23 protein-coding genes are annotated in these 26,631 nt (G+C 63.2%); 1 reads left to right on the forward strand and 22 read right to left on the reverse strand.

Annotated features, from left to right (window positions below; genetic code table 11):
* Window positions 1-2 precede the first annotated feature (2 nt).
* From ACFVSJ_RS10470 to ACFVSJ_RS10560, 19 genes are all read right to left on the reverse strand, one after another.
* Window positions 3-962, reverse strand: a complete 960-nt coding sequence (locus ACFVSJ_RS10470; protein WP_387436608.1) for an ABC transporter permease — start codon at window positions 960-962, stop codon at window positions 3-5.
* Window positions 941-2,314: an NtaA/DmoA family FMN-dependent monooxygenase gene (locus ACFVSJ_RS10475; RefSeq protein ID WP_387436610.1), complete on the reverse strand. Its 1,374-nt coding sequence runs from the start codon at window positions 2,312-2,314 to the stop codon at window positions 941-943. Before ACFVSJ_RS10475 ends, ACFVSJ_RS10470 begins: the two co-directional genes overlap by 22 nt.
* Complete coding sequence (locus ACFVSJ_RS10480; RefSeq protein ID WP_387436612.1) at window positions 2,311-3,372, reverse strand: LLM class flavin-dependent oxidoreductase; 1,062 nt, start codon at window positions 3,370-3,372, stop codon at window positions 2,311-2,313. Before ACFVSJ_RS10480 ends, ACFVSJ_RS10475 begins: the two co-directional genes overlap by 4 nt.
* Window positions 3,369-4,385, reverse strand: coding sequence for an aldo/keto reductase (locus tag ACFVSJ_RS10485; RefSeq protein WP_387436614.1), 1,017 nt, complete (start codon window positions 4,383-4,385; stop codon window positions 3,369-3,371). The genes ACFVSJ_RS10480 and ACFVSJ_RS10485 overlap by 4 nt, the downstream gene beginning before the upstream one ends.
* Before the next feature lie 22 nt (window positions 4,386-4,407).
* Window positions 4,408-5,451, reverse strand: coding sequence for an aldo/keto reductase (locus tag ACFVSJ_RS10490; protein WP_387436616.1), 1,044 nt, complete (start codon window positions 5,449-5,451; stop codon window positions 4,408-4,410).
* 19 nt (window positions 5,452-5,470) lie between these two features.
* On the reverse strand, window positions 5,471-6,661 hold the full coding sequence (locus ACFVSJ_RS10495; protein WP_387436618.1) for an acyl-CoA dehydrogenase: 1,191 nt from the start codon (window positions 6,659-6,661) through the stop codon (window positions 5,471-5,473).
* A complete protein-coding gene (locus ACFVSJ_RS10500; protein WP_387436620.1) occupies window positions 6,658-8,037 on the reverse strand; it encodes an O-acetylhomoserine aminocarboxypropyltransferase/cysteine synthase family protein in 1,380 nt (459 codons plus the stop codon). Before ACFVSJ_RS10500 ends, ACFVSJ_RS10495 begins: the two co-directional genes overlap by 4 nt.
* Window positions 8,027-8,923, reverse strand: coding sequence for a hypothetical protein (locus ACFVSJ_RS10505; RefSeq protein WP_387436622.1), 897 nt, complete (start codon window positions 8,921-8,923; stop codon window positions 8,027-8,029). Before ACFVSJ_RS10505 ends, ACFVSJ_RS10500 begins: the two co-directional genes overlap by 11 nt.
* A complete protein-coding gene (locus tag ACFVSJ_RS10510) occupies window positions 8,920-10,182 on the reverse strand; it encodes an LLM class flavin-dependent oxidoreductase (protein ID WP_387436624.1) in 1,263 nt (420 codons plus the stop codon). The genes ACFVSJ_RS10505 and ACFVSJ_RS10510 overlap by 4 nt, the downstream gene beginning before the upstream one ends.
* Window positions 10,183-11,886 (reverse strand): ABC transporter substrate-binding protein, encoded by a 1,704-nt coding sequence (locus tag ACFVSJ_RS10515; RefSeq protein WP_387436626.1) that lies wholly within the window; start codon window positions 11,884-11,886, stop codon window positions 10,183-10,185.
* Between the two features lie 426 nt (window positions 11,887-12,312).
* The gene (locus ACFVSJ_RS10520; protein ID WP_387436628.1) at window positions 12,313-14,313 is read right to left on the reverse strand and encodes an acetoacetate--CoA ligase; all 2,001 of its coding nucleotides are present in this window, start codon (window positions 14,311-14,313) and stop codon (window positions 12,313-12,315) included.
* Window positions 14,314-14,343: 30 nt separating this feature from the next.
* Window positions 14,344-16,029, reverse strand: coding sequence for a dipeptide ABC transporter ATP-binding protein (locus ACFVSJ_RS10525; protein WP_387436630.1), 1,686 nt, complete (start codon window positions 16,027-16,029; stop codon window positions 14,344-14,346).
* Window positions 16,026-16,913, reverse strand: a complete 888-nt coding sequence (locus tag ACFVSJ_RS10530; protein ID WP_387436632.1) for an ABC transporter permease — start codon at window positions 16,911-16,913, stop codon at window positions 16,026-16,028. The genes ACFVSJ_RS10525 and ACFVSJ_RS10530 overlap by 4 nt, the downstream gene beginning before the upstream one ends.
* A complete protein-coding gene (locus ACFVSJ_RS10535; protein ID WP_387436634.1) occupies window positions 16,910-17,866 on the reverse strand; it encodes an ABC transporter permease in 957 nt (318 codons plus the stop codon). Before ACFVSJ_RS10535 ends, ACFVSJ_RS10530 begins: the two co-directional genes overlap by 4 nt.
* Window positions 17,863-19,383 carry an ABC transporter substrate-binding protein gene (locus tag ACFVSJ_RS10540; RefSeq protein WP_387436708.1) on the reverse strand — a complete coding sequence of 507 codons (1,521 nt, stop codon included), beginning with the start codon at window positions 19,381-19,383 and terminating at the stop codon, window positions 17,863-17,865. The genes ACFVSJ_RS10535 and ACFVSJ_RS10540 overlap by 4 nt, the downstream gene beginning before the upstream one ends.
* A 109-nt stretch (window positions 19,384-19,492) precedes the next feature.
* The gene (locus tag ACFVSJ_RS10545; RefSeq protein WP_387436636.1) at window positions 19,493-19,963 is read right to left on the reverse strand and encodes a thioesterase family protein; all 471 of its coding nucleotides are present in this window, start codon (window positions 19,961-19,963) and stop codon (window positions 19,493-19,495) included.
* Window positions 19,960-20,931, reverse strand: a complete 972-nt coding sequence (locus ACFVSJ_RS10550; protein ID WP_387436638.1) for a 3-hydroxyacyl-CoA dehydrogenase NAD-binding domain-containing protein — start codon at window positions 20,929-20,931, stop codon at window positions 19,960-19,962. The genes ACFVSJ_RS10545 and ACFVSJ_RS10550 overlap by 4 nt, the downstream gene beginning before the upstream one ends.
* Before the next feature lie 3 nt (window positions 20,932-20,934).
* Window positions 20,935-21,822 (reverse strand): 3-keto-5-aminohexanoate cleavage protein, encoded by an 888-nt coding sequence (locus ACFVSJ_RS10555; RefSeq protein ID WP_387436640.1) that lies wholly within the window; start codon window positions 21,820-21,822, stop codon window positions 20,935-20,937.
* Complete coding sequence (locus ACFVSJ_RS10560; RefSeq protein WP_387436642.1) at window positions 21,819-22,697, reverse strand: TetR family transcriptional regulator C-terminal domain-containing protein; 879 nt, start codon at window positions 22,695-22,697, stop codon at window positions 21,819-21,821. Before ACFVSJ_RS10560 ends, ACFVSJ_RS10555 begins: the two co-directional genes overlap by 4 nt.
* 172 nt (window positions 22,698-22,869) lie before the next feature.
* On the opposite strand from ACFVSJ_RS10560, the gene ACFVSJ_RS10565 reads away from it, so the two are divergent.
* Window positions 22,870-23,841, forward strand: coding sequence for an alpha/beta fold hydrolase (locus ACFVSJ_RS10565; RefSeq protein ID WP_387436710.1), 972 nt, complete (start codon window positions 22,870-22,872; stop codon window positions 23,839-23,841).
* Between the two features lie 54 nt (window positions 23,842-23,895).
* Here ACFVSJ_RS10565 and ACFVSJ_RS10570 read toward each other — a convergent pair whose 3' ends face one another.
* From ACFVSJ_RS10570 to ACFVSJ_RS10580, 3 genes are read right to left on the reverse strand one after another with little or no spacing between them, the layout of a single operon-like run.
* Window positions 23,896-24,468, reverse strand: coding sequence for a flavin reductase family protein (locus ACFVSJ_RS10570; protein WP_387436644.1), 573 nt, complete (start codon window positions 24,466-24,468; stop codon window positions 23,896-23,898).
* Between the two features lie 2 nt (window positions 24,469-24,470).
* On the reverse strand, window positions 24,471-25,517 hold the full coding sequence (locus ACFVSJ_RS10575; RefSeq protein ID WP_387436646.1) for a methionine synthase: 1,047 nt from the start codon (window positions 25,515-25,517) through the stop codon (window positions 24,471-24,473).
* 20 nt (window positions 25,518-25,537) lie between these two features.
* The gene (locus tag ACFVSJ_RS10580) at window positions 25,538-26,530 is read right to left on the reverse strand and encodes a DUF1852 domain-containing protein (RefSeq protein WP_387436648.1); all 993 of its coding nucleotides are present in this window, start codon (window positions 26,528-26,530) and stop codon (window positions 25,538-25,540) included.
* Window positions 26,531-26,631: the final 101 nt, after the last annotated feature.

Consider the following 26,631-nt stretch of genomic DNA (forward strand, 5'->3'; position numbering starts at 1 on the left):
CCTCACGCTGTTCGGACGGGTTGGATGGCAAGGGACGCCCTCAGCCGTGGATCAAGGAGCGGGTAGACCAGGTCCACCGCCAGGTTGATGAGCGCAAAGCTGGCCGCGACGAAGACGATGATGCCTTGGACCAGTGGGACATCGAGGGTGTTGATGGCTTGCTGCGTCAGCCGGCCAACCCCGGACCGTGCAAAGACGGTCTCCGTGATGACGGCCCCCGCGATCAGGTTTCCGAAGGTGATGCCGGCAATGGTGAGGGCGGGCAGGCTGGCGTTCCGGAACACGTCGCCCAGGATGATCCCGCCGCGCGTGTTGCCCTTGGCGAAGCTGGTGGTCACGTAGCCGGAGTGGAACTCCTCGGCGAAGCTCCCCACCAATAGCTGGGCGATGGGACCGGAGACCGGAATCGCCAGCGTGATGAGGGGCAGCACCAGGCTTTGCCAGCCGTGGTCGCCGAAGGACGGGAACCAGCCCAGCGTGAAGGAGAAGAACTGCAGGAGCAGGATCCCGAACATGAATACCGGGATGGAAACGGATGCCGAGGGCAGGGACTCCACCAGGTTCCGCAGCCACGGAAGACGCGTGCTGGTGGCCAGCAGGGCAATGCCAAACCCGATAAGGATGGCCAGCACCAGCGCCCCCGCCGCGAGGATCAGCGTATTGGGCAGCACCTCGAAGAGCGACTCCGTGACCCGCCGCCCGGAGCCAACCGAATTCCCGAAATCGCCAATCAACGCGTGGCCCAACCGGTTGAGGTACTGAAGGATGACGGGCTGGTTGAAGCCATAGGACGCCGCCACCTGGTCCCTGACTTCCTGCGGAACCGTGTTTATTTCCGCAGGATCGAACAGCAGGTCCACCGGGTCGGCCGGCAATACGAAGAGCAACACGAAGGTCACCGTGAACGCCGCCCAGACGACGAACAGCGCACGGCCGACTTTCAGCGAGATATAGCGGACCACAGTTTTCCTTCCTTCGTTGGTGCCAGGCGGGCGCGCTCGCGGTCCGCACCCGGCACCAGGGGATCGAGCCCCAGGTTTTCCCGCAGCGTCGTCCCCGCGTAGTCGCGCTGGAACAGGCCCCGGCGTTGCAGGATGGGGACCACCCCTGAGGTGAAGCGGTCAAATTCCACGGCTGTGTCGGCAGGCATGATGGTGAAGCCGTCGGCGGCCCCGGACCGGTACCAGTGTTCAAGGTCGTCGGCGATCCGTTCCGGGGTTCCGGCCAGGAGCCGGTGCCCGGCGCCGCCTGCGGACCGGGTGATGAGTTCGCGAACCGTGAGTGGCTGCTTCGCCACCAAAGCCCGGGTGCTCCGGTGGAAACCGTCGGACGCCGGGGGAGCGCCGGCGTCGTCAATCAGGCCCAAGGTGAGCACAGTGTCCGGTGTGAGGCTCCTGGGAGGCAGCCCCAACTGATACGCGACGCCGGCGGCTGCCGCGTCCAGGTCCGTTGTGGCCACGAGTTGTTCCGTACGACGGCGGGCCTCGCCTTCGCTGCCTGCCACCAGCACGATCACACCCAAGGAAGTGAGGACCTGGGCGGGTGACCGGCCGGCAGCGGCCGCGCGTGCCTTGGTATCCCGGCGGAAAGAGGCAGCTTCTTCAATGGTTTGGCCAGCGGTGAAGACGACGTCGGCCCAGTTGGCCGCAAGTGCCAACCCACCGGGCGAACCACCCGCCTGGACCAGCACGGGTCTGCGCTGCGGGGACGGCGGCACGGACAGCGCGCCCGCCACCCGGAAGAACTCCCCGTCGTGATCCAGTCGGTTGATCCGCCCAAGGTGGGCAAACCGCCCACTGGACTTGTCGCCGTCGAGCGCGTCCGCATCCCAGCCGTCCCACAGTGAGAGGACCACCCGGGCGAATTCGTCAGCCCTGCGGTACCGCTCGGATTTCTCCGGCGTTTGCGTGTACCCGAAGGCAGCAGCGGCATGCGGCGCAAACGTCGTGACGATGTTGAACGCCGCCCGGCCACCCGTTACATGGTCCAACGCGAGGTAACGCCGGGCCAGGTTGTACGGACTGTTGTAGGTACTGCTTGCCGTCGCGATCGCGCCCAGGTGCTGCGTACCGGCAAGCACGTTCGCGAACAGGATGGTGGGTTCAAGGCCGGATTCGGGATGGTCCGCGATGGACGTCCCCAGTCCCGGCGAATCGCCCAGGAAGATCGCGTGGATCCGAGCCTCTTCGGCGGCCCGGGCCAGTTCCCTGTACCGCGGCACATCGATCCACGCCATCGGATCACGGCCTTCAAGCCGCCACGCACCCCGGAAATGCCCTGGCGTCATGAGTGAGAGATTCAGGTGGAAGGTCATCGCTTCGGCTCCCAGCCCAGTTGCGGAGCAAGCTCGACGGCGGCAGCTTGCAGCAGGCGCTTATGCTCGGCCAGCGGAGGTACTGCGGGCGGGAAGCTGACCAGGAGTTCCGTGCCTGCTGCGACTCCGGCGTCCCCGGCCAGCCCCTCGGCGATGTGCCGGGGGTTTCCGAACCGGGTGTGGTCCTTTACGAGGTACTCTTCCGGGGTCACGTCGGCCACGCCTTCCCGGCCGAGGTTCCCCAACCAGCTCTGCCAGCGGCGTGCTCCATCGGACAGCTTGGACAGTGCAGCCTCATGGCTGGCATCCGGGTAGACGGCGCGGGACACCAGGACCCGCGGTTCCACACCCTCGGGGAGCGCCGAACGATAGGCGTCCACCAGTACGGATTGCGCCTCGGGGCCCTGTTGCCTGTTCCAATCGGTGGCACGGGACAGCTGCAAACCGTCACCTGCGGCACCGGCTGCGCGGGCCTGGGCGATGGCGTGTTCCGGCGAACTCGAGGTCGCCTGCCACAGCCGTTGGCGAAGTGCCGTTCCCGGTGGGTGGAGGACTTCGCCGAGGCTGTTCAGCGCGGTGCCCTCAAGGACTTCATGGAGGCGGGCGACGCTTTGCTCCCACAGTTCGTGCCGCTGGTTCAGGTCCTTGCCGAAAGCTTCCCACGCCCCGGCAAAGGGCCCCGAACCGATGCCCAACTCCAAACGTCCGCCGCTCAGGACATCCACGGTGGCCGCATCTTCGGCCACACGCAGGGGATCCTCCAACGGCAGCACCAGCACGCCCGTCCCCAAACGGATACGGCTGGTGTGCTGGGCGATGGCTGCCAGCAGGACCAGGGGCGCGGACACGTGCTCGTTCCCCTGCCGGAAGTGCCGTTGGATCACCCAGCCTGAGTCATAGCCCAGTTCCTCGGCCAACTGGAACAGCTCGATGGCTTGCCGGTAGGACGTTGCCGGATCCAGGTCGCTGTCCAGATGGAGCAGGAAACCGAGCTGCTTCCCGGCCAAAACGGGAGCCGGAGCAACGGGCGATGCCAGGCCGCCCACCACCTGGCTCACCTGGTGCGGAGCCCGGTGCCGTGGACACCGTGCAGGTCAATGAGGTCCAGTTCCTCGTCCGTCAGGGGAGCGAAGGAAGGTGCTTGGAGATTGTGGTGCAACTGCTCCACCGAGCTGGCACCGATCAAGGCCGTGGTGACCTCCGGGCGGCGGAGCACCCACTGCAGCGCCAGCTGGGCCAAGGACTGGCCGCGCTGCTGGGCAACATCATTGAGGGCCGTCACCCGTTCGCGGTATTCGTCGGTGATGTCGTCCACCGAGAGGAAGTCGCTGTTGGCCGCGCGCGCACCGGCGGGGACTCCGCCGTCGAGGTACTTGTCCGTGAGGAGGCCCTGTGCCAGCGGCGAATAGGTGATGAGGCCTACGCCGTCGGCTGCCGACTGGCCCAGGATGTCGTCGATTTCGATCCGGCGATCGAAGATCGAGTAGCGCGGCTGGTGCAGGACCAGCGGGACGCCGGCTTCCCTGAGCAGCACAGCGGCCTGGTGTGCCCTTTCTGCGGAGTAGTTCGAGATGCCGACGTAGAGCGCCTTGCCTGACTGCACTGCGCTGACCAGGGCGCCCACCGTTTCCTCCAATGGCACGGAGAGGTCCGGGCTGTGCGAGTAGAAGACATCCACGTAGTCCACGCCGAGATCCCGGAGGCTGTGGTCAAGGCTCTGCAGGAGGTTCTTCCGGGATCCTCCGCGAAGGTACGGGCTGGGGCCCACGGGGTTTCCGGCCTTGGTGGAGATGACGATCTCGTCGCGCCACGCACCGAGGTCTTCGCGCAGGAGCCGGCCGAAGTTCTTCTCGGCGGCGCGGAAGGGCGGGCCGTAGCGGTTGGCGATGTCGAAGTGGGTGATGCCGGCGTCAAAGGCCGCCAGCAGGATTTCGCGTTGCGTTTCGTAGGGCGTGCGGTCGCCGAACTTCTGCCAGAGACCGAAGGAGAACTCGGGGAGGGTCAGGCCACTTGAACCGGCCTGGCGCCAGTTGAGCGTGCTGTAACGGGAATCAGAAGGTGTGTACGTCATGGGAAGCCTTTCGGGTGGAGGTCTAGCGGGTGCGGCGGAGGCCGGCAGGGGTGAGTTCGTCCGGGATGCGACCGTTGTCCCGCTCCAGGAAGGTGGTGCCGGGCGCGATGGCCCGGTCGATCTGGTCGAGGACCTGCTCGCTGAGGATGGTGGCGGAGGACTTCAGGTAGGCATCCAGATGCTCCTGGGTGCGTGGACCAACGATCACGGAGGAAATCGCCGGGTGGTTCAGCGCGAAGGCGAGGGCCAAGGCCGGGACGGTGATCCCGGCGTCGTCCGCGATCAGCGCCAGCCGTTCGGCCGCGGCGAGTTTCCGGGAGTTCTCGGGAGCATCGACGTCGAATCTTCCCTCCCAGGCGCGGGCGGCGCGGACCGACTCCGGCTGCGCGCCGCCCTCGCGGTAGGCGCCGTTCAGCCATCCCGCGGCCAGCGGGCCGTAGCTAAGGACACCCAGGCCGTACTTCCGGGCCACCGGCAAGGTGGTGCGCTCCACCAGGCGGATCAAGGCAGAGTAGGGTACCTGTTCCGTCAGGGGAGGTGTCAGGTTGTGCTGACGGGCGAGCAGTTGGGCCTCCACCACCTGGTCGGCGCCGAAAGTGCTGGTGCCGTAATAGCGGATCTTTCCCTGGCGCACGAGGTCATCCAGCGCGGTCAACGTCTCCAGCAGGTCGGTGTGCGGATCAGGCCGGTGCGCCTGGTAGAGGTCGATATAGTCGGTGCGGAGCCTTCGCAGGCTTCCTTCCACGGCCTCGAAGATCCAGCGGCGCGAGTTGCCGGAATGCAGCGGGTTGGAGCCGATCTGCCCGTGGAACTTGGTGGCCAGCACAACGTCGCCGCGGCGTCCGGCGATGGCCTCGCCCACGATTTCCTCGCTGACGCCCTGGTTGTAGACATCGGCGGTGTCGATGGTGTTGATCCCGGCGTCCAGGGCCGAGCGGATGATCCCCAAGGAGTCCTCACGGCCCGTGGGCCCGCCGAAGTTCATGGTTCCCAGCGTCAGCCGGCTCACCCGGACGCCGCTGCGGCCAAGCCGGCCGTACTCCGTGGTTGGTGCTTCTTCCGTCACTGTGTTTCTCCTTCGGGTTTCAGAACAGTCCGTTGGCGGGCGGCGGCTCGTCGGCCACCAGCCAGGCGCCGATGGCCGCGGTCTTCCAGCCGCGGGGATTGTGGTTGGCTACCGTCCGGGCATTTCGCCAGTGCCGGTCCAGGTTGTGTTCGCGGCGGGTCAAGGTACCGCCGCCGACGTCGAACAGCACCTCGGCGGCGTGCAGCGCCTGCTCGCCGGCCCCTACATAGGCTTGTGCGACGGCGATGGTTGCCGTGACGCCGTCGGCCTCCGCCGGGGCGGCCCAGTAGGCGTCCAGCTGTTCGGCAGCAGCCACGACCTGGGCGCGCGCGGTGAACGCCGCCGTGGCGATACGGCCTATCGCCTGGCGTACATAGGGATCGTCGGCGCTGCGGCTGGCCGTTGAGTGCTTGATGGGCCGGGTGACCTCGCGGACCACCCGGACGGCGTCGTACCGGACGGCCTCTGCAATTCCCGCGAGCGTCGCTGCCAGGTACAGGTGTGCCAGCGAGCCGTGCGGGTGCCGGCCCGCGGCTGGAACCGGTTCGACGTCGTCGGGGTCCACGCTGACGTGAGTCAGGCGGGTGGTGCCACTGGCCGTCAGCCGTTGCCCGACGGCGTCGAAATCGTCCACGAGCTCCACGCCATCCCGGTCGGTGGGGACCGTGAAGACCACCAGCTCACCGGCATCGTCCAGGGCGCTGCCGGAGAACCACTGCGCGTGCAAGCCGCCGGTGCTGTAATACTTTTCGCCGGTGACGGTGAGCGTTCCGCCGCTGTTGGTGAGCCGTGTCGCGACGCTTCCGGGTGCGCCGGTGGCTTCGTTGCGGGTCCCCGCGAACAAATCACCGGCCAGGACCCGCTCCAGCGTGCGCTCACGTTTGTGCCCGCCGAGCAGCCCCGTGGCGAGGCCGTCGGCCACCAGGAATCCGGGGCGCAGGGCCTGGGCCACATTCGAGTCCGCCGCGCCGAGCTCCACCACCAACTCGGTGAGTTTACGGATGGACGCCCCGGCTCCGCCGTCGGCAACGGGGACGCGGTAACGCAGGATTCCCGCCTCGGCCAGGGCACGGATCTCCGCAAAAGGATGGGAACGTTCCGTATCCCGCCCGGCAGACGATGCGCGCAGGCTTTCCAGGACAGGCTCGACGGCGGCACGGATGGCGGTAGGGCTGGTCGCCGGAGTCTCAACCCGGCTTGCGACGCTCACAGCCCGTCCGCCGGGGTCAGTTCGGCCGCGCCCTTGCCGCCACGCAGCGACGCCGGGTTCTCTCCGCGGAGTACACGGAAAGCCCGGTGCAAGTCGGCGATGAGGTCCGCGACGTCTTCGATGCCCACGGACAAGCGGATCAGGCCCGGGTGGATCCCTGCTTGGTCCCGTTCCTCCTGGCTGAGCTTGGAGTGCGTGGTGGTGGGCGGGTGCAGGATCAGGGAGCGGACATCGCCGATATGGGTCATCCGGGTGAAGACCTCCACGGCGTTATAGAACGTTTTGGCCGCTTCTTCGCCGTCCTTGAGGGTGAACGCGAAGACCGAACCCTGTCCCCGCGTCAGGTACTTTTGCGCCAACCCGAAGTGCGGGCTGGAGGGAAGGCCGGGGTAGTCCACGCTGGAGACTTCCGGTTGATGCTCCAACCACGTGGCGATCGCGAGGGCATTGCTTGAGTGTTTGTCCAAGCGCAGCGACAGGGTTTCGATGCCTTGCTGTACCAGGAAAGCGTTGAACGGCGAGAGGCTGGTGCCAAGCCGTCCGGCCACCACGGCCCGGGTGAAGGCGAAGTTGGCCTTGGCTCCGAACTTGTCGATCCACGTGGTGGGATCGCCCGTTTCGGCGTGGATCGGTTCGCTGAGGTGCGGGTACTTGTCGGCGTGGGCTGCCCAGTCGAAGCGTCCGGCGTCCACCACCACACCGCCGATCGAGTTGCCGTGCCCGGCCAGGAACTTGCTGGTGGAGTGCAGTACGATGTCCGCGCCGTAATCAATGGGCCGCAGCAAGTACGGCGTGGTGATGGTGCTGTCGATGGCGAACGGGACGCCGTTGTGGTGGGCGGCCGCTGCGATCGCCTCAACGTCGATGAGATCGTTCTTCGGGTTGGGAATCGCCTCGCCGTAGAACAGTCGCGTGTTGGGTCGCACGCGGCGATGCCAATCCTCGGGATTGTTTGGATCGTCAACGAATTCCACCTCGATGCCGAACCGGCGGAAGTTCCCACGGAACAGTGCCCGCGTCCCCTCGTAGATGCTGGGTGCGCTGAGGAAATGGTCACCGGATTTGAGGACGCCCAGCAGGCCCACGCTGACAGCGGCCTGCCCGCTGCCCACCAAGGTTGCCCCGGCCCCATGCTCCAACGCCGCGATGAGTTGCTCCACGGCCGCGTTGGTGGGGTTGTTGATTCTTGAATAGACGTAGCCGGGATCCGAGCCGGCGAATCGGGCTTGGGCATGGTCGAAGTCGTTGAACACGAAGCCGGCGCTCAGGTACAGCGGCGTGATCCGGGCGCCGTGCCCCCGTTCGCCTTGGTACCCCACGTGCACCTGTTCGGTGCTGAAACCGAATTCGTGGGTGGTCAGCTGGTCATCGGGCATGTGCGTGCAGTTCCCTACTGTTGAAATCCTGGTTGGTGGCTCCATCGGTGATTTCGGACAGCCACTCGCGGATGGTGCCATCGTTCGACGCCTCGGCGCCGCCGAGGGCCGCCCCGAGTTCCCAGAGCTTTCCGGTGAGCTGCCCGGCGGGGACGTCGACGCGCAGCAGCCAGCCCGCCGTCGTCGTGCCTTCCTGCAGCGCGGCGGCGACGCGGGCCGGATCACCTGAAAGTTGGCCTGGCCCGCCTGTGCCGTTCGGCGTCCAGGTCACGGCGCGGAAGCCACGGATGGAGCCGCTGTCCTCGGTCAGGACCACGGCCCGGTGTTCAGGGGGCAGCGGTACGTTGAGTGCGCCTGCCACCGAGTAGACGTCACCAACGAACGACGGCGGTACGAGCCGCGCGGGGTCGGCCAGCCGGCCTGCCTCCCGGTCGCCGATCAGGGCGTCCTCCGGGAAACTCGACCACAAGCGCTCCAGGACCTCGGCGTACTCGGTGGACAACCCTGCGTGTTCCTGGACGGTGCCCGAAGCTGCTGTCACAGGGTCCACGCCCGTGTCCCGCAGGAACAGGCCGACGCGGCCGCCGCTCAGTCGGTTGAGTGTCTGTGTCCGGCGGGCCAGATTGAACGGCGCATGCCGTGATGTCCGGGCTTCTACGATGATGCGCGGGGCCGTGTCGTAGGCGCTGAGGAGGCCCGCGAGGATGCTCGGATCGAGCCCAGGCGTGGTGCTGTCCACGCCTGGGAGAAGTTCGGGAAGAAGGAGGGCGCCGAATCCTTCCGCCACGGCCTCGGCGGCGTCGCGGGCGGCAGCGACGATCGTTCTCGGGTCTGCGTCCTTCCCAGGGACCGGGAATCCAACGATGATGCGCGAGGACAAAGTCACGATGCTCCTCCTTGGGATACGGCGCCCACCAGTTCAGCGCTTACCCCGGTTCCCAGCGGTTGCAACGGCAAGCCCAGGTGATCCCGCAAGGTCGTGCCGGTGTAGTCGGTACGGAACAGGCCCCGGCGTTGCAGCTCCGGAACCACCTGGTCCGCAAAATGGTCAAAGCCGCTGGGCAAGGCGTCCGGCATCACGTTGAAGCCATCAGCTGCCCCGGCCTTGAACCAGTGCTCGATGTCGTCCGCGATCTGTTCCGGGGTGCCCACCACGATCCTGTGGCCTGCTCCGCCGCCCAGCTTGTGGAGCAACTGCCGGTACGTGGGCTTTTCGCGCTCAATGATGCCCAGGACCATGCGGTAGAACGTTTTGGAACCTGCAGCTGCCTCTTCCTCGGGCAGGCCTTGCCGGTCCACGGGCGAGTCCAGGTCAACGCCGTTCAGGTCGATGCCGAGCTGTCCGCCCAGGCGGGCAATCGCATAAGGCAACGGGACAAGCCCGGCCAGCTGCCGCCGTCGTTCCTGCGCCTCCGCCTCCGTGCTGCCCACCACCGTGGACAACCCCGGAAGGATGGCGATTTCCTCGGGCCGCCTGCCGAATTCCGCAGCCTGCTGGTTGATGGCCTCGCGGAACGCCAGCGCTTCGTCCAGGGTCTGGGCCGCGGTGAAGATGACCTCGGCATGTTCGCCGGCCAGGCGGATGCCGGACCGCGAGGCCCCGGCCTGCACGACCACGGGACGCCCCTGGGGTGACGACGGGAGCCCGCCGTCGGGGCCGGCCGCCCAAGCCGCGACAACCTGGCCGGTGACCTCACTGGCTCGCTGGTAGCGGCCCCCATGGTCCGGCTCGCTGCCGCGGCCAAAGTTGGCAGCGGCAGCGGAGCCGGCAGTGGTCACGACGTTCCAACCAAAACGGCCACCACTGATGGCGTCGAGGCCGGCCAATCGGAAGGCGAGCTCATCGGCGTCGTTATAGCTGGACGAAAAGGTGCCGATGAGGCCGATGCTGCTGGTCTCCGCCGCGATCCTCGACAGCAGGACGCTCGGCTCGAAGCTGTTGCCCGGGCGGTGCTCGATGTCAGCCTCGATGACGGGGCTGTCGGCCAGGAAAACGGCGTCCAGCTTTGCTTCTTCGGCCTTCTTCGCGATCCCGACGTAGTGCTCCAGGGTGTAGGCGGAGAGCGGGTGGTTCTCCGGCACGCGCCAGGAACCACCGAACACTCCTGCGTTGAGGATGTTGACGTTGATATGCAGCTGCGACATCTACTTGCCGTTGCTCTTCCAGGTGTCCACAAAGTGGTTCCGGGACTGGGCATCAAAGATGATCCCGTGCACGTACTTGGCGTGGGCGATCACCTGGGACGGGTTGTACACCGGGTTGACCAGGGCGTACTTGTCCAGCAGGAGGTCCTGGGCGTCCTTCGCATACCGGTTGCGGGTGGCCGGATCCAGCGTGAGTTCCAGGTTTCCGAGCTTGGTGACAACCTCGTCATAGCCTTGGAAGTCCGGCGAGAGGTAGGCGCCGTTGCCGAGCTTGGGGCTGTACTGCAGGTTCAGGACCGCGGGATCGTTACGGGAACGGTTGGCCGCTGTGATGTTCCAATCCGTTTTGGCCTTGGCCACGTTGGCGGAGTAGTCCGGGATCGGGACTACCGTCAGCTGCAGGTCGATGCCGATCTTCTTCAAGTCCTGCTGGATCGACTCGTAGGCCGGCTTGTTGACCACCAGGTTGTTGATGCCCAGAAGTTTGATGGCCAGGCGCTGTCCATCCTTGATGCGGATGCCGTCCGGGCCAGGGACCCAGCCGGCATCGTTGAGGATCTTTGCTGCCTTGTCCTGGTCGTACTTCAGGACCGAACCGCTGTAGTCCGCGTAGCCCTTGACCGACGGCGCCAGTACGGAGGTAGCGGTGGAGTACGACGGCGTGAGGACGGTCTTCTCGATCGCCTCACGGTTCCAGCCGAGCTGGATGGCTTTGCGGACGGCGAGGTCGTTGGTGGGGAAGAGGGAGGCGTTGAAGTTGAAGTAGATCGCGGTGCCGGAAACCTGGCGCGAGATAATCTCGAAGCCGGCGCTCGTCAAAGGCTGCTCATCCGTGGTTCCGACGTCCAGGGTGGCATCGATCGTGCCGGACTTCAGGGAACCAGTACGGACACTGGCCTCGGGGATGGTGTTGAAGACGATCTTGTCCAGATACGCTGCGCCCTGGTGGTTGATGGACGGCGGCGACCAGTTGTAGCCTTCGCGCTTCACCAGGACAGTCTTGGCCTGGGGCTGCCAGGATTCATAGACAAACGGACCCGTGCCGATGATGTTCTTGGGGTTGGTTCGTTCCTCGGCGCTCTTGGCCAGCGTCGACAGGGACAGGAAGCCTGGCTGGGCGTTTGCGGTGAACGAGGACGCTTGGAGGAAGCTGGCGCTCGGCTTGTCGAACTTCACCACCGCCGTGAACTCATCCGGGGTGGCCGTCTCGACGTAGCCGGGCAGCAAGGGGGCGCCGTTCGGATTGATGCCCAAGGCCTTGTCGCCGCGAACGTACTGGTCGAAGTTCGCCTTGACCGCGGCCGCGTTGAACGGCGTGCCGTCGCTGAACGTTACGTCCTTGCGGAGGTGGAACGTGAATTCCGTGAGGTTGCTGTTGGTTTCCCACGATTCGGCGAGCCACGGCTTGATGTCGCCGGACTCCGGGTCCTGCCACGTGAGCTTGTCCGTGACGTTGTTGCCAATGATGGACTCCGCATAGTTGGTGCCCCAGTGGGGATCCGGGCTGCGTTGGAAGTCGAGCAGGCCGAACTCAAGGGTTCCGCCGCTGCTGGGCTTGCCGTCGTCGGCCACTGTCTGGACTGCCGAGGCGGAGACTCCCCACGTGATGGCCACAGCGGCAACCAAGGCCGTTGCCCCTACCAACCATGGCCATTTTTTGCGCGGCGGCCTGCCGCTTTCGATGGACGTACCAAGATCACTCATGACCCATGCTCCTGTGCGTGTAACTGCCTCCATGCAGCCAGCGCCGGGTGTGCGGCTGCGATTGAGAACCGACAGTACAAGCCGTTTTTTGTTGCCCCGGAATTGCATTTCGGCGTGCGTTCCCACGTAGACAAGGGCTACGTTTCATGTCCGAATCGGTCCGTGTTACCGCAATGGGGAGCAACGCGGCGATGTGCTTCTTCACGTGATCTTCACGGTGCGAAACGGTGTGCTGGCTCGCTTTTGGGCCAGCCTGCGATGACGCCGGCACCGAGCATGTCGGTGGGCCCGTTCTATGCGTGACCTAGGTGAATTCGGCGTTGACCTGGGAGTATTCGGTGCTGCTAATGGGGATGGCGATGTTCTCGCCAGGACGCCATCACGCCGGCAACAATCAGCAGGGAGTCCTTCGACATGCCGGAAATCTCACTCACACCGTCCCGGCCAACGTCCCTGGGCAGTACAGCTGGCAAGCGCGATGTACCACTGCAGAACACTGGCATCGTCGATGGATTGACCGTCAAATATGGTCCCTGGATCAGCGCCTTGGAATATCCTTTTGACGGGAATCTCCAACTTCTTGCCTGTGCGAGTGTGAGGGATACCTGGTGCGGTGATGATTTCATCAGGTACGTGTCGCGGGGATGCCTCTTTGCGGATTATTTCTTTGATCGAGCCGATCAGATCGTTATTCAGAGTGGCGCCCTCGGCAAGAGCGACAAACAGTGGCATCCAGTATGTTCCGTCGGGCTTTTCCACTCCGATGACCAGCGACTCTCGAATCTGCGGCAGTTTCTCGACTGCCTGGTAAATTTCAGAGCTGCCCATCCGAACGCCATTGCGGTTGAGCGTGGCATCGGATCGTCCGTGGATGGTGACAGTTCCACGGCTACTGATGGTCGCAGAGTCACCGTGCTGCCATATGCCTGGGCTGTCCTCGAAGTAGGCACGGCGATAGCGCTCACCATGGGGATCATCCCAAAAAAACAGTGGCATCGATGGCATGGGCTTGGTCAGGACCAGCTGACCTGCCGCGCCAATGAGGCTTGTGCCCCTTTCGTCTCTGGATTCGAGTGACGCCCCAAGGGCGATGGCGGAGATTTCTCCTGGGTTGACTGGGACGGTAGGAGCAGACGTGGCGAACGCGGTGACGACGTCGGTTCCTCCCGACATGGATGCGACGCGCAAGGCCGATCCGACATGAGCGGCGACCCAGGCGTTTGAGGCAGAGGGCAGTATGGAACCCGTAAACCCCAGGGTTCTTAGTGCGCCGAGGCTGTGGGTGAAAGCTGGGGACAGATCGTCTTTTTCGCAAGCCTGCAGATACCCCGGGCTCGTTCCTAGGAACGAAACCTCGTGGTTGTCCGCTATCCGCCAAATTGCGCCGCTATCGGGGTAGGTAGGGCTTCCGTCGTAGCAGATGATCGTTGCACCAACCAGCAATCCGGCCACCTGGAAGTTCCACATCATCCAGCTCGGCGAGGTGTACCAGAAGTACACATCGCCAGGGTTCAGGTCGAGATGGAAAGACATGGATTTCAGGTGTTCGAGCAGGACACCACCGTGTGAGTGAACGATCCCTTTTGGGCGGCCGGTCGTGCCGGAGGAAAAGACCACCCATAACGGATGGTCGAACGGCACGGGAATGGTCTGCAGTGCTGGACTCCCGGCACTGGCCTGCGTCCAGGGAATGGCTGGTTCGAGGTGGTCCGTCGGCAGCCCCAATCGGGAGACGATGATGGTTGTTTCCAATGAAGGGATATTGGTTTGAAGGTAAGAGATTGCTTCCCGTCGGTCGTGGGACTTGCCGCCGTATCGGTACCCGTCTGCTGCGATGAGCACCTTGGGCTTGAGCTGGCCGAGGCGGTTGAGGGCTGCCGGTGCCGGGTAGTCCTGCCCGCTCAAGCCCCAGATTGCGCCAAGGCTGGCGGCCGCCAAAAGAGAAATGACGGTCTCACTGATGTTGGGCAAATACGCGACGACGCAGTCCCCAGCTCCGACGCCGCTTCGGCGTAGCGTCTCGGCGACGGCGGCGACTCGATCTTTAAGTTGATCCCACGTCAGGATGCGCCGACCAGAGCCACCCGGCTCGCCTTCTTCGATGATGGCTGCCTGGTCGGCCCGCCTGTGCCGAAAAACCTGGTCAACATAGTTCAGCGTTGCGCCCGGGAACCACTGGGCGCCCGGCATCGTCTCTTCGACGAGGACACATTCGTGTCGGGAGTAGGCCTCGATGTCGAAAAAGGCCCAGAGGGCTCCCCAGAAATCCCTGACGTCACTGGCTGACCAGCGCTGAAGACTGGCGTAGTCTTCGAATTGCTTACCTCGGTTGATGGCCAGCCACCGGCGGAACACGTCGACGTTGGCTTCCAGTGCACGTTCGTCATGTTCCGGTGTTTGCCGTGACTGGCCGATCTGCGTGCTCACCTCGCGGTCGGATTCTGAAGGAGCAGGACTCTACAGTGTGGGTACATGCGCCAGCAGTTCCTTTGTGTAGTCGTGGCGGGGGTCTTGAAGTACTTCATCGGTCATGCCGTAATCGACGATCCGTCCCTGCTGCAGGACTGCCAACCGCTGTGAAATGTGCCGGGCGAGGCAGATGTTGTGTGTGACGAAGAGCATGGACATGCCTGTTTCGGATTGCAGGGTCCGTAGCAGGTCGATGATTGATGCTTGGACGGAGACGTCGAGGGCCGACGTTATCTCATCGCATACCAGCAGTGAGGGTGCGTTGACCAGCGCGCGGGCGATGGCGACTCGCTGTCGTTGGCCCCCGCTGAGATCTCCTGGCCGGCGGGTCAGATAGCTCTCGCCCAAACGAACCTGATCAAGTGCTTCGCGAACGCGTATCCGGCGCTGTTTCCGGTTTAGGTTGCCGAACGTTTGAAGCGGGACTTCGATGGATTCGCCGACTGTTCGGCGGGGGTTCAATGACGAGAACGGGCTCTGAAACACGTATTGGACCTGCTGCCGTTGTTGAGCAGTCCGGGAACGTGTACTTGGGAGCAATTCGTGCCCATCGAACCGGAGTGTCCCGCTGTAGTCCTTGTTGAGTCCTGCAATGCAGCGCGAAAGAGTGGTCTTGCCTGAACCTGACTCCCCGAGGAGCATCATCGACTCTCCACGGGCGAGCTTGAGATCGATGCCGTCGAGCACCGGGATCTCCCTGTAGGACAATTTCAACCCTTTGACCTCCAAGAGGATGTCGGAATCAGGCGAAATCACAGCGGGAGCCTGCTTGCTGCCCGCCACAGGGGCCGAAGCTGCGGTGGGGGCAGGGAGGTCCCGGGTGACGACCGAGACGTGGCCTACTTGTCGTTTGCCGGCAAGATCCGGGACTGCGCTCAGCAGTTTTCGCGTGTATTCGTGTTGGGGTCGATAGAGCACCTGGGCTGTCGGGCCTTTTTCCACCACCTCCCCGGAGAGCATGACAACAACCTCGTCGGCAACCTTTGCTACGACCGCAAGGTCGTGGGTGATGTACAGGCCGGCCACGCCGTGGCGTTCGGCCAATCCGGCTATGGTCTGGAGGACCAGAGCCTGTGTAGTGACGTCCAAACCCGTGGTGGGTTCGTCGAGGACCATGACCGCTGGTCTGCAGGCGAAGGCCATCGCGATGCCTACGCGTTGCTGTTGTCCACCGGAGAGCTGGTGCGGATACCGGCGCTGGTAAGACCGGCCGTTGTCCAAACCGACTTCAGCGAGAACTTCAGCGGTCCGCTTGCGGCGGTCTTCCTCGGTTGCTCCGTAGTGGTGGGCGTCCAGGACCTCCCTGATTTGACGCCCGATCGGCATGGCGGGATTCAACGACAGGGCTGGATCCTGCGGTACATAGGAGATTGAGCCGCCGCGGAGCTTTCGCCGCTCGGGTTCCGGCAGGCTGAGGATGCTGGCTTGTGCGCCGGACAGATGCACGCCGCCGCCTACACGTTTCAGACCGCGGCGTAAGTGACCCAGGCATGCGAGCCCGGCAGTTGTTTTGCCGGAGCCGGATTCGCCCACCAAAGCAAGGATTTTTCCCGGCAGGAGGCTAAAGGATACGCCGTGGAGAATCTCGTGTCCTGAGGTGGTAGCTATGCGAAGATCGCGTGCGCTCAGCACGGGTTTGGTGGCTGTTGCCGGCTCCGCAACGGTTGTGCTCATTTGCTTTCTCCCTCATTGAGGTTGGCGGAGGCGCGGGCCAATGAATCGGTGATGAGATTGGTGCCGACGGTGAGGACTGCGATGGCTAGGACAGGCAGTATGACTCCCCATGGTTGTACCGCGAGGGCAATGCGGTTCTCGTTGATCATCAGTCCCCAGTCGGCCGTTGGGGGTTGCATGCCGAGGCCCAGGAAGGACAGGGATGCCAGGGCGCCGATTGAGTAGGTGAGGCGAAGTCCCAGTTCCACCATGAGGGGGCCGGTGATGTTGGGCAGGACTTCCAGCACTACGATTCTCCATTTGGGGACGGCGTACATTTCCGAGGCCCGGATGTAGTCTTCGGTGACGACGGCTGCCGTCGCGGCACGTGCTACCCGGGCGATGCGCGGTGCGTGGGTTACGCCGATAACGGTGACAAGGACCCAGTTCTGGGGCCCCAGGACAGTGATGGCCAAGAGAGCAAACACCAGTTGGGGCAGGGCCAGGAAGATGTCGTTCGTGCGCATGATGAGGCTGTCCACCCATCCGCCACGGTAGGCCGCCACCATCCCGAGCATGCTCCCGATCACCATGCCCAGCAATGTAGCGAGGCTGGCAAAGAGCAGCAGGCGCAGGCCGCCGTCCAGGAAACGGGTGAGCACGTCGCGTCCCAGATTGTCCGTGCCTAACAGCCCGTCGGGCCTAAATGGCCGGCCAACAAATTCAGTGCTGGTGTACCCGGTGATCCAGGGAAGAATCAGCGGACCGAACAAGGCAACGACGACGATGATTCCCGTCAGGGCCAGGCCGACTTTCGCTTGTCGTTGACGGATCATCCGACGCAGCAGTCCCTGCGGCGCAACGGCGTTTTGCGTGACTGGCTTGGGTGCAGTGACGACGCTCATCGGGCTCCTCCCGTGCGTAGTTTGGGATTGGTCACGATGCCGACCATGTCGGCAAGGAGGTTGACCAGGATGTATACCCCTGCGATCAGGATCGAAAGTGTTTGCACTACCTGGACGTCGCGGTTTGCGACGGCGTCCACCAGTGCTTGGCCTATGCCGGGATAGCGGAAGAGGAACTCAATGACAACTACTCCACCTGCCATCCAAGCCAGCTGGATGGCGATTACCTGGGCGACCGGGGAGAGCGCGTGCGGCAGAGCATGGCGAAGTATGACCTGACGTTCAGGTACGCCTTTGCGACGGGCCATTTCAACGTAGCCTGAGTCCAGCACTTCCAGCATGGTCGCCCGCACCATCCGGGTGATGTAGGGAGTGACTACCAGAACCAGGGTGAGGGTGGGAAGGACCAGCTGGGTTGGATAGTTCCACACAGCTTCACCAGGCGGGGCCATGGTCACTGACGGCAGGATGGGGAAGACCGTCGTCGAAAACAAGGTGATGAGCCCCACCCCGATGACGAACTCGGGAAGGGCGGCCAGAACCAGGCTGATTCCGGTGGTGATGTGGTCTCCTGTCCGGCCTTTACGCAGTGCGCTGTAGGTTCCCAACAGCAGGCCCGCAGGAATACTGATCAGGGCAGCGGCCCCCAGGAGCACCAAGGACGCACCGATGCGTTCGCCTAGGAGCGCCGTGACCGGGCCTCCGGACGCGGCCGAAATGCCGAAATCTCCGACACTGAGGCCTCCGAGCCATGAGAGGTAACGCTGCCACACGGGATCGTTAAGGTGCATTTGCTCTCGAAGTGCGGCCAAGCGCTCAGGTGTTGCTTGCTGACCGAGGATTGCCTGGGCTGGATCGCCCGGCAGCAGGAGTGTTGCGATGAATACGAGGAGCGACACGGCGAACAGGATCAAGAGGCTGGTCGCCAGCCGTCGAAGGACTACCTGGGTCATTTGACTTCTCCCAACCAAGCGCGGCGGAATTGAAATCCTGAAAGTGCCAGTCCCGTACGGCTGGGCACGAGCCCGGCCACGTATCTCTGATAGGCATCGGCTTGATTCGGGTGGCCCCAGATGATGTATCCACCTTCGTTGTATTCGATTTCCTGAGCTTGAGAGATCAAGCTGTTGCGCTTGTCGGCGTTGACGGTTGCGTTGGCTTCGGCCACGAGCCGGGCGAACTCGGCGTGGTTCCAGTGGGTTTCGTTGAAAGGTGAGGTAGGCAGGGAGCTGTTGTTGACCTGGGGGAGGAAGTTGCGGGTGTACCAGAAGGACTGGGCAAAGTCCCAGGTCAGGTAACCGTCCCCGAAGAACGTCGTCGTATCGACCCGACGCAGATTGACCGTGATGCCCGCTGCGGCGGCTTGTTGGGCAAATACCTGCGCTGCTTCGACGGCGCCGGCTTGGATAGGAGCGGTGACGAGCTCAACGGTGAGCCCGTTTGGGTATCCTGCTTCGGCAAGCAGCGCCTTTGCCTGGCCGATGTCTTGTGTTCGTTGGGGTAGGTGTTTGGGATAGCCGGGGTCGAAGGGGGAGTACAGGTCGTTGCCCACCCGCCCGTTTCCGCTGAGAACCTGTTCGACCATCTGTTCCCTGTCAACTGCCAGGCGGAAGGCTTGCCGGACGCGGTTGTCATTGAAGGGTGCCTTGTCTACCCGCATGCTGAAGGGCAGCCACATTCCCGTTTCTGAGTTCAAAATGCTGATGCGGGGGTCTGCGCCGATGACTTCCAGCAGCGCCAGCGGGATCTGTCCGATGGCATCGACCTGGGTGGAGAGCAACGCGTTGAGCAGGGCGTCGTTGTCGTTGAAGTTGAGGATTTCCAGTTCGTCCAGGTATGGCTCGTTGTGGCGCCAGTACCCGTCGTTGCGCACAAAGAGACTGCTGCGTCCCGGAGAGAACGATTGGTACTTGAACGGTCCGGTGCCGATGGGGTTGGTGGGGTTGTAATCTGCCGGAACGATGCCCAGGGAGTACTGGCCCAGGGAGTCATCGAAGGTCGCGGTGGGCGTGTTCAGCCGGAACTCGACCGTGAAGTCATCAACGATTACTACTTCGTCCAGAACGGTCAGCGACGAGGCGCCGGTTTTTGGTTTCTTGGGATCGGTGATGCGCTTGAACGTTGCGGCCACGTCCCGGCTTGTCATGGGCCGCCCGTCATGGAACCGGACGTCGTTGCGAAGACCGACCGTCCAAACTTTGGCATCTTCCGAGGCTGTGGCACTGGTGGCCAGCAATGGGCGGAGCTCGTAGTTTTCGTCCCGGTAGAGAAGGCCTTCGTACAGGTTCAATACCCGGGCAATGTCAGTGGTGCTGACCGGGGAATGCGCGTCCAGGCTATCTGCCGCGCCGCCCCCTGAGAGTCCCACTCGCAGCCGGCCTCCTGCGCGGGGCGGCCCTGACACGCTGGCGAGGATGCTGGGTTGGCCGCTGCGACAGGCGGTCATTAGACCGCCGAGCCCCAGTGCCATGCCGGTACCAAGCAGGAGGCGCCGGCTCATGTGGGCGGCTGTTCCCCCAGTCAGCCCGGATGGTGATGATCGTGGTTTCACTAATCCTTCTTTCTGAGGCTCTATACGTCTATGCAGTCAACTTCCGTCCGACCCACTCCGGGGCCTGCTGTCCGGCTTCGCGCCGGAAACTGATGATGCGGTCGGCGACTGCTTGAGGGAAAGGTTCGGTGCGTTGCGTGCCGGTGTTGACATGAAGGGCCAGAATCTCCTCGGTAGCGAGGAGCTGCCCTCCGGCGTGCATTTCGTGGGCCAAGTGAAGCTTTTTGGGACCTGCGCCGGCGATCACTGTTGTTACAGTCAATTCGGCGCCAAGCCCTGTTTCCAGGAGATATCGGATATGGGCTTCAACCGTGTAGAGGGAACATTGTGTTTCCTGCCGGTAGGGCTGGTCCATTCCCAGCTCATCCATGACCTGGTCCGTGGCGAAACCAAAGACCAGTACGTAGAAGGCCTCGGACATGTGGCCGTTGTAGTCGATCCATTCAGGGACCACGGTGCATCGGTAAGCTGGGAGCTTTGCCGCGGCGAGGTCTGTCATTTCTGGGCCGCTTTCACGGCAGCGACCGCATTGCGGATGGCAATGATTGCTTCGTCGCGTTCGGCAACCAGTTCCAGGAATGACCTCCCTGCAAGTTCCTCGTCGCAACCGGCGATGACCGCGTCCCTCAGTTGGGGCGTCAATTCCGGCGCGTCCAAGCGCGTCCACGGCGATTTCAGCGAGGGTCCGAAGTGGTCCAGCATGTGCGCCATGCCGCCTTCGCCGCCGGCCAGATGGAAGGTGAGCATCGGACCCTGGATCGGCCAACGGAGGCCGGGGCCGTCGGTAATCGCCAGATCTATCTGTTCGACTGTGGCCTCGCCGTTATCGACCATGTGAAGCGCTTCGCGCCACAGTGCTTCCTGGAGACGGTTGGCAATGAAACCGGGTACTTCCCGGTCCATGCTGATGACCGACTTCCCGATGTGCTCGTACCAGGCTGCTGCCCATTTCACTGCTTCTGCGGAGCTGTTTTCGCCCCCGACAACCTCTACCAGGGGGATGAGGTAGGGCGGGTTGAAGGGATGTCCGACAACGAGCCTGGCCGGGTTGGCGGCTTCGGTGGCCATTTCCGTCATGCCGTACCCCGAGGTGGAGGAGGCGATGACGACATCCTGCGCCGTTACGGAATCAATCCTGGCCAGCAGGGACCGCTTCAGTTCAAGGACTTCGGGGGCACTTTCCTGCACGAAGCCGACTCCGTCGACAGCCTCAGCGAGGTCGGAGTGAACGGTGAAGTTGTTCTTTGAGGCGTGCGGGGCCAGGCCCAGCTTTGTCAGTGCAGGCCACGCCGCATCAATGAGGCGGCGCAGTTTGGATTCTGCGTCCGGGGAGGGATCCCACGCTTTGACCCGGTAGCCCTGGGCCAGGAAATAGGCTGCCCATCCGCCACCGATAGTGCCGATTCCGACGCAGGCGACGGTATCGACGTCGCTCATGTTCAAGGGGGTGAAATCAATGGTTGACATGGATCAAGCCTTCTTCTCGAGCTGGAGTATTTCGCGCGCTTCATCTGGTGTTGCTACGGACGCGCCGAGGTCGTTGACGATCGCGATGGCGCGTTCGGTCAATTGGGCGTTCGTTGCTTTGACGCCCTTGCTGAGGTAAAGGTTGTCCTCCAACCCAACCCGCACGTGCCCTCCAAGGAGCACGGATTGGGCAACCCAGGGCAGTTGGTCCCGACCGATGGCGAACGAGGTCCACTGCGCACCGGGTGGGAGCATGTGCACCATGGCCTGAAGGAGACCAGCGTTCACGGGCGCGCCGTAAGGGATGCCCATGCACAGCTGGTACAGCGGCGGTGGGGCAATGAGGCCTTCTTCGACCATGATGTTGGCGAACCAGAGGTTGCCGGTATCGAAGATTTCCATCTCGGGCTTCACTCCGAGTTCCTTGATGCGTGCCGCACCCTCCCGCAGCATGTCAGGGGTGCTGATGTAAAGCTGGCTGCCCTCTCCGAAATTCAGGGATCCGCAATCGATAGTACAGATCTCCGGGCGTAGCTCCTCGACGTGGGCCAGGCGTTCCAGGCCGCTCACCAGGTCAGTTCCCGGCAATTGCTTGGTCGGTTCGCCTGGATCCAGAAACAGGTCTCCGCCCATCCCGGCGGTCAGATTGATGACGGGATCGACATCGCTGTCCCTGACCAGACGGACGACCTCACGGTACAGGGCAACATCGCGCGAGCCTTGTTTGGTTTCGACGTCCCGGACATGGATGTGGACCACTGAGGCACCGGCACGGGCGGCAGCGATGGCGTCCTGCGCGATTTCCTCGGGTGTGACTGGAACGTTTTCGCTCCTGCCGGTGGTGTCCCCTGCGCCGGTGAGGGCGCAGGTAACGACGACCTTGCGATTCATTTATTACTCCCTTTGGGTTTGACGATGGTGCGATCGATAAAGTTTTCGATATGGCGGTACATCTGATCGGAAGTCAGCATTCCGGTCAGCACTTTGATGCCGAGGCCGTCCACGAGGCCGGTGAGTTCAATCGCGAGGTCAGCCGATGGCACCTCGACAAAAACTCCTTCTTGTTGGCCAAAAGCAATGGCGTCCTCCACGGTTTGTATCCAGCGGCGGTAACCCTGGGCGTGGTTTTCCTTTCCGGACTCGTCCACCGCGACGTAGGACCAGGTCTGCAGCCAGATGGAGAATTCGGCCCGTCCACGGTCCCCTGCGGGCAGCTGTAGCTCGATGAGCCGCTTGAGTCGGCTCACTGGTTCCGTGATGGCATGCAGCTCTGCGATCTGGCGGTCAAAGGCGAGCTTCACCGAATAGCGGAGGACTTCTGCGAAGATCTCCCGCTTGGTGGAGAAGTAGTAGTGCACGCTGGCAGTGCTCACGCCACAGGCAGCGGCAATATCAGCAATGCGGACGGACGAATAACCGCGTCGCGCCAAGAGCCACCAGGCTGACTCGATGATTGCCCGCCGCTTTTGTGCCTGATCGCTGTTCTCGGCGTGGCGGGTAGGCAGGACCATTGCCGGCGGAGGCACAGAAACGCCCCTCGTCTGGTCCGAACCCGACATCAGCCAATTCACCGTCACTCCCGTCACATCTGCCAGGTCGGTCAGCTCCGTGGGGCGGAAACGCCGCGTACCTGCCAGGGACTTGGAAAGCTTCGTTTCATCAAGACCGATGTGCCGCGCCACTTCCCTCTGGACCAGGCCTGAGTTCTGGATGGACAGGCGGGCGCGCTCAGCCAGTTGAGCATTTTCTGGGGTGGATGTTGCCATGCCAACGACCTTAGGGGTGACTTGCGATTATGGCAATGGTTTAATTCAAACTCAGCACAACTTGCGAAAATGTGACGCGGCGCACGCATCATGCGCACGGGTCCGCGAGGTAATGAAGGGAACAAGGTTGGAGAGTCCAGGGAAAAGGGGTAGTCACATCGTGCTCCCGAAAATGGGGTTCGAGCCGTTGGGCCCCACGGTGCACAGCCACGTAGTGGGATCAAAGCGAACGATCCACTTCATAGACGAAGGTCCGCGTTCAGGGATACCCCTGGTCTTCTTTGGCGGCGCTGGAACCACAGTTCGAGCCTTCAGGCTCATGGAATTCGCGCGTCCCTTGAGGCAGCATCTTGGAATACGCGCTGTTTCGATCGAGCGCAATGGACTAGGCCAGACCGGTTTCGATCCGGACGTTGGCGTGACGGAACACGCTGAGGACGTTTGGTCGCTCCTCGATCATCTTGGCGTCCGGGAGACATCGGTTGTAGCTGTCTCCGGAGGTGGACCCTACGCGGCGCAGCTCGCGGCAGCCCACCCCGAACGCGTGCGCTCAATGCATCTTGCATGCGCCTATTCAGAACCCATCCCTGGCGCACGCTTGGACTTCGACCCCATGCAGGTGGCGGCGGATCCAGTGGCATGGTGGACGTTCAATCCCGAAAGCCCCGTCCACGGGGTTCCCGGCTTCGTTGACTCAGCCATTGAAGAGGCAACGCGCGCACTGTTTGCCCGCGGCAGGGATGTCGAGCCGGAAGGCTTGCGTCAAGCATTCGAGCTGTACGCAAGAACGCCCCTGCCGAACCTCGGCCGTGTAAAGGGACCGGCATTCATCTATTGGGGCAGCGAAGACACCCTCGTCCCCGAACAACACATTGACCGTTGGAAAAGGTCGCTGCATTCGGAAGGTCGGGAACTCAAAACCACGGTTCGGATGTACGGGGGAGAAGGACACGACGTTCAGTACCGGCACTGGGATCAGATATTGACCGACGTGGCCTTCCTCGGCACCAAAGTTTTGGTCACCGCACATGGTGAAACAGTCCTGGCAGATGCCCAGTTGGAGGAAAGCCTCATCGCTTCAGGCTCCCGCTTGGGACTGGCGGCATGGCACGGGTCTTTTAACGACCACGACGGCGGGAGTTGACCTCCCGCCGTCGTGCGCCGTTCGGCTTGCTGCCTCGCATTGTTGGCGCGGCGATCAGCCTTCAAGCCTGGAGTGCTCGCCCAAGCGATGCCATGAACGGTTGTGGTAGACCAAGGCGTCGCCGGCTTCGCCCGCTTGGACATCACGCATCACGCGGGACTCCAGCGCGTGAACGGCGATGATTGTGGAGGTCCCCACCTCCATGCGATCGATGACGGCGCAGCGCACCCAGGCGCGGACATCGTCATATACCGCTTCGCCGGTTTCTAGGGGCGACCAGCGGTGCGTCTGGTCAAAGCGGTCGGCGCCGGGGGTCGCTCCAAACTTGGCCAGGTCGACGTCGTGCGCGTCCAGCAGGTGCACGACGACGGTTTCGGCGCGCGAAAGCACCGAGGAGGCAGAGGACAGTGCCGAGACCGAGAAGATCAGCAACGGAGGTTCGGCACTCACTGACACGACCGACGATACAGTCAGCGCCACCGGACCTTCGCCCGCATCCGCCGTGATGACGGCGACACCTCCCGGGTGGCCACGGAATAGTGCTTTGAACTCATCGGCTGAGAGAGAGGACGGGAAGCCTTTCTTCGGTGCCTCAAGCCACGTGTCGGTGGGGTAGGCATGAAACATCGCTATGACACCCTGGGGGTGGCGCGGGCGAGTTCCTCCCGGACGATGTTCGTCCCCGCGCTGAGTGCGCTCAGCTTGGCCAATGAGACATCCCGGGGGAACGGTGCCATGCCGCAGTTGGTGCTGGGGATGAGCTTGTCCGCATCGACGAATTGCAGGGCCCTGCGGAGGGTGTCGGCGACCTCCTCGGGGGTCTCGATGGTCTCACTTGCGACGTCGATTGCCCCGAGCATGACTTTCTTGCCGCGGAGGAGCTGGATGAGGTCCATGGGCACGTGGGAGTTCTGGGACTCGAGCGAGATGATGTCGATGCTGGAGTTCTGCAACAGCGGGAACGTTTCCTCGTACTGCCGCCACTGTGAGCCGAGCGTCGCCTTCCAGTCATTGTTCGCCTTGATCCCGTAGCCGTAGCAGATGTGCACGGCGGTCTCCGCACGCAGTCCTTCTGCCGCTTTCTCAAGCGCAGCCACGCCCCAGTCCTTGACCTCATCGAGGAAGACATTGAACGCGGGCTCGTCGAACTGGATGATGTCCACGCCGGCCGCCTCCAGTTCTTTCGCCTCCTGGTTCAGGATCGTGGCGAACTCCCAGGCCAGCTTCTCGCGGCTCTTGTAGTGGTCATCGTAGAGCGTGTCCACCATCGTCATCGGGCCGGGAAGGGTCCATTTGATCGGCCGGTCGGTGGTTGCGCGGAGGAACTTTGCGTCTTCGACGAATACCGGCTGCTCGCGGCGCACAGGTCCGACGACGGTCGGCACACTCGCGTCGTAGCGATCGCGGATGCGCACGGTCTTGCGCTGTTCAAAGTCGACCCCGCTGAGATGCTCGATGAACGTCGTGACGAAGTGCTGGCGGGTTTGCTCGCCGTCGCTGACGATGTCGATGCCGCGGCGGCTCTGCTCGTGGATGGCGATGCGCAGCGCATCCTGCTTGCCCTCGAGCAGGGCATCTCCCTCCAGCTTCCACGGGGACCAAAGAGTCTCCGGCTGTGCGAGCCACGATGGTTTCGGCAGGCTTCCGACAACGGTGGTGGGCAAAAGTGTGTTCATGATTGACGATTCTCCGTGGGTCAGTTGACGAGAGCGGGGTATTTGGCGGTCCACTGGTCCAATAGATCCTTGTGGGGCGTGATGAAGTGTTCCTCCGTGTACTTCGCCTGCGTGATCGCAAGCTGGCTGCGCTCGACGCGGTCGTATGCGATCTGGGTCCGCGAGTAATCCTGCTCTCCCAGGCTTGGCTGGTAGACGACGGCGGCGGCGGAGTTCGCGTTATAAATCTCCGGGCGGTAGATCTTCTGGAAGGTCTCCATGGTGCTGATCGTGCCGATGAGCTGCAGGTTGGAGTAGTCGTTGAGCAGGTCGCCGCGGAAATAGAAGGCGAGCGGCGCAACGCTGCCGTGCGGCATGAAGTAACGAACCTGCAGCCCCATCTTTGCGAAATACGCGTCCGTCAGCGAGAACTCGTCCTGCTGGTATTCGACTCCCAGGACCGGGTGACGGTTCTCCGTTCGCCGGTACGTCTTGCTCGTGGAGACGCTGATGCACACCACTGGCGGCTGCGGGAAGCGTTCCTGGCATGCCGGGGAATCGAGGAACTGCTGGAACAGTTTGCCGTGAAGATCGCCGAAATCCTGGGGAACGGTGGGCTTGCCGGACTCCGCTGCTGCCGCTGGCAGCACGACGCTGAAATCGAAGTCACGGACGTAGGAGGAGAAGTTGTTCCCCACGATCCCTTGGTGGCGGACCCCGTTCAGCTGGTCGACGATCTGGATGTCGAGAACCTCGAACAGCGGGAACTCCCGGTCCGTACCTTCCGCGGTGAACTCTATCTGCACGGAGACGATCTCAAGCTCGAGCGAGTATCGGTCCCGGTCCGGGTTGTCCCAGCTTGCGAGATCATTGAAACGGCGCCGAATCATGGTCAAGGCGTTGCGGAGGTTCTCTTGGCGGTGCTCGCCGCGTGCCAGGTTGGCGAAATTGGTGGTGATCCGAGAGCCTTCCGACGGCGAGTAGTCCTCGTCGAAGCGGGTGGTGGTAATGCTGAAGGTAAAGTCGTCTGCCATGTTGCCAATCCGTTGATGATGGCCGGAGACGGCCTTTCCGAAGATGATGTATCCATGGTGCAGCCTTCCCCGGGGTATCGGGTAACTCGGCGTTACTATGC

The organism is Paenarthrobacter sp. NPDC058040, assembly GCF_042885775.1.
Classification (GTDB): domain Bacteria; phylum Actinomycetota; class Actinomycetes; order Actinomycetales; family Micrococcaceae; genus Arthrobacter.